Annotated in this window: 1 protein-coding gene; it reads left to right on the plus strand. The window is 34.8% G+C overall.

The window, feature by feature from the left end; all coding sequences use genetic code 11:
* Nucleotides 1-281: 281 nt before the first annotated feature.
* A partial coding sequence (locus tag WBY99_RS12395; protein WP_423976648.1) for a hypothetical protein occupies nucleotides 282-3,734 on the plus strand: 3,453 nt, incomplete at its 3' end.

Here is a 3,734-nt window from a genome sequence, read left to right on the forward strand (position 1 = left end):
ATGGATGATTATTTAATGGAATTCCGATTCTAAATTTTACTTTTTCTCTGATACCCATTGTTCCTTTAATGCATATCAGCTCTCAATAAAAACATAACACCCTGACTGTCAAAACACAATAATAACAACTACCTAGTGGGTAGTTGTTAAAACTACTCTATTACTACCTCCTATTAAATCTTTTTTACGAATAATATGTTTGATTTTTGTTATTAATAATGAAAGGGCTTCGGCAAACGACTCAATTAGATTAAAAACATTCAATAAAACTACAAACCGTAATGATTAAGAGAAAAAAATCTATTTTACTTTTATTCTGGCTTTTGGCAGCTCCCTACAGCTATGCTCAGCTTGGTCAGATAACCACGGTAATTGGAATCGCGAGTAAATATGCTACGCTTTTGCAATCCCAGCAAAACAACGTCATCTACGCTGACGAGCACTTAAATGAGGAAATTGAAGAACATACTAAAATAGCGATCATCCCTTTTAACACGATGATTAGCTATATAAAACCTCCTACCTATTCTGCTGAAGAAGCGGAACAACAGTTTGAAAATCAGCAGATGGTTGGTAAGTTATTACAAGAACAATTTTGGGATGTTTTTGACAATTATAAATCCGAAATTTATCTACAAGATATTAGAATTACAAATAAGGTTTTACAGGATATCGGATATTTTTATCATCCTGCAGATTTCCCACCTTCTTATCTGGCGAAACTGCTGCAAGTTGATGCGGTTGTAATTTGTACCTACGATCTAGAAGTCGACAATCAAAAAACGGGTTGGCAAAATTTATCGAAAGCAATGGCTGATCTTGCAATGTCTCAACTAAAAGGAACCATACCAGGAGTCCAAGCGCTAAAGTTTATCAAAAATCCCAATGCAATTATCGACGCAGTAACCAAGCCAGGAGAGTTTTATCAAAAACTAAAATCTGGAGACATCGCTGCTTTAACCAATATTGCAGGATCATTATTACCAGAAGGCAACTGGAAGAAAATTGCAGATATCGCAGCAAACAATTCTAAAACGATCACAAAACTGGCAAAAGGAGATACTTCTAATCTTTTCAGCGATCTGGTTTCAAACAATGCATCGATGCTTGGGAGTGAATTAAAATTAAGTCCTCAGGTTGTAAAACTCATTCAAAACAACACCAAAATAGTTCAGAATGTAATTGATGGAAATACGAAAGGATTGATGTTTGATATTATTTCTAGTAACGTTACAAGCATTACCAGTAAATATGCGACTGAGCAAAATTCTTTTTTAGCCACTGCACTAAGTAATAATTCTAGCATCATTGCAAAACTAGCTACTGGAGACACTTCTAATCTTTTACAGGATGTGCTAGATAAAAACATCGGACAAGTTACAAGTATGGTGGGCGGTGATAATGCCTCTTTCTATTCTAATTTAATCCTTAAAAACAAAGATCTTGTAGGCAAGGCATTAAAAGGCGATTTCACTTCACTGACAACGGATTTGCTTGCCAATAATATTTCATTAATCGGAGAAAAATTACCGCTAGGAGAAGCTCAGAAATATGCAGAATTGCTTTCAAACAAGGAAGCGATTACAGGATTGCTTTCTGGAAATACGCAATCAATCATACAAACATTAACCCAAAATGGTGTTCAACTTTTCGGAGATAAAATCGGAAACGCTGATGTACAGAAATTCGCAAAAATCATCGCGAACAATAAAGATTTTCTGCAAAGTGCCATTGATGGAGATCCTAAAAAAATGCTGAGTTCTTTGATGAGCAAAGACAGCAATTTATTGGGCACCGCACTTAGTTCTTCACAATTAGGAAAATTCGGCGAAATCCTAAGTAACAACTCAGATATCATCGTAAAACTAGCTTCTGGTGATACTTCTAATCTTTTACAAAATGCATTAAATAATAATATCGGGACGTTAACAGGAAGTCTTGTAGGGAAAACATCATCTTTCTATACTGACATCATCCTTAAAAATAAAGATCTTGTAGGAAAAGCAATGAGTGGAGATTTCAGTTCTTTCACTTCTGAATTGCTTACCAATAATGCGGCGTTATTAGGAGAAAAACTTTTACCAGAAGAAGCCCAAAAATACGCCCAACTCTTGGCTGATAAAAATACTTTAAAAGGACTTTTAGCTGGAGACCAACAGGCAATACTAATGACTCTTACCGAATCGGGGACAAAGCTTTTCGGAGACAAAATAGAAAATGTAGATATTCAAAAATTTGCAACACTTCTTGGCAATAACAAAGACTTTTTGCGACATGCCATCAACGGTGATACCAAAAATATGTTTACCTCTTTACTCAGCAAAGACAGTAATATTTTAGGAGCAGTATTAGATAAAAATCAAATAGCCGAATTCGGAAGTATTTTGGTAGATAATTCTGAAATCATTGCAAAGTTCGCAACTGGAGATTCTGTAGATATCCAAGAAGCATTAAGTAAAAATGTGAGCAGAATAGTAGGAAGCACAGGAGATGAATCAGCTTCTTTCTACACGCAACTTATTATGCAAAATAAAGATCAGATTGGCGAGGTGATTAAAGGAAATTTCACAGGAGTCCTTACTACGGCACTTACCACCAGTTCTTCTTTTATAGATGAAAAACTACCTTCTGATGTCGCACAAAAATACATCGGCATTTTAACCAATAAAGAAGCAATGAATGGATTACTATCTCTTGATAGAGATGCCATCATCAACCAACTTAACCACAATGGAAATCAATTATTGGGTGATAAAATTCAAGGAGTACAAATTGAAAAAATAGCCACATTTATCAATGATAATAAAGATTTGGTGCGCAACCTCAATAGTGGAAAACCCCAAAACCTAATCACTTCACTTTTGCAAAAAGATCGAAGCTTTTTCGGAACAGCCCTTAACTTTAGTCAGATCAATGAATTTACCCAGATTATCGAAAATAAAAGTGACATCATCAGTAATGTAATTGGTGATACCTCTGCCAAAGGCGCATTAGTAGCTTGGTTTGCAGGATTAAACACGGGCTTAGATGCCAATTCAATTGCCAACGCTTCTGAAATTCTTCTTCAAAATAAAGATGCAATGGCAACTCTTTTAAAAGGCAATCAAACCCAACTTGCAACAATGTTAGGTGGTGGAGATCGTGGCACCAAAACGGCAGATATACTCATTAATAATAAATCAAAAATTAATCAACTCTTAGGAATAGCATCTGACGAAGATTTTACAATTCTCACTAAAACACCAGAAGAATTAGAAGTGATTGCTTATAAAATCTCCGATAATAAAGAGGTTCTGAACGGTATTATTAAAGGAAACAAAAATGATATCACCTCAGGATACTCCGAAAATGATTTGAAAAACGACTTGGGCATCGATAAAAATTTGTACGGTCAGATTTCCCAAAGTTTGTCAAAAGAGCAAAGTAATGTTTCTAATATCATCGTAAATTCTAAAATAAACCAAATGTTGCTTAATGACATAATCGACCTTCAATTTTTTGATTTTGGAGAAAATTCAATATCCCATCGATATGACAATGTAGCACTTAGGCAAAAAACTTTTTCACAAACCACCGCTTCGATTTTAGATCCTACCCTCGATCCTAAAGATTTTTCTAAATTCACGATTAACATTTTCACTAAAGAAAATGATAAGATTCTTTGGCAATATATTAATGAAAACAAAAAAACGAGAATTTATGACATGGGGAAAACGGTCGCCGATGTTATTAAG

Source organism: Kaistella sp. (genome assembly GCF_049588135.1).
GTDB lineage: Bacteria > Bacteroidota > Bacteroidia > Flavobacteriales > Weeksellaceae > Kaistella.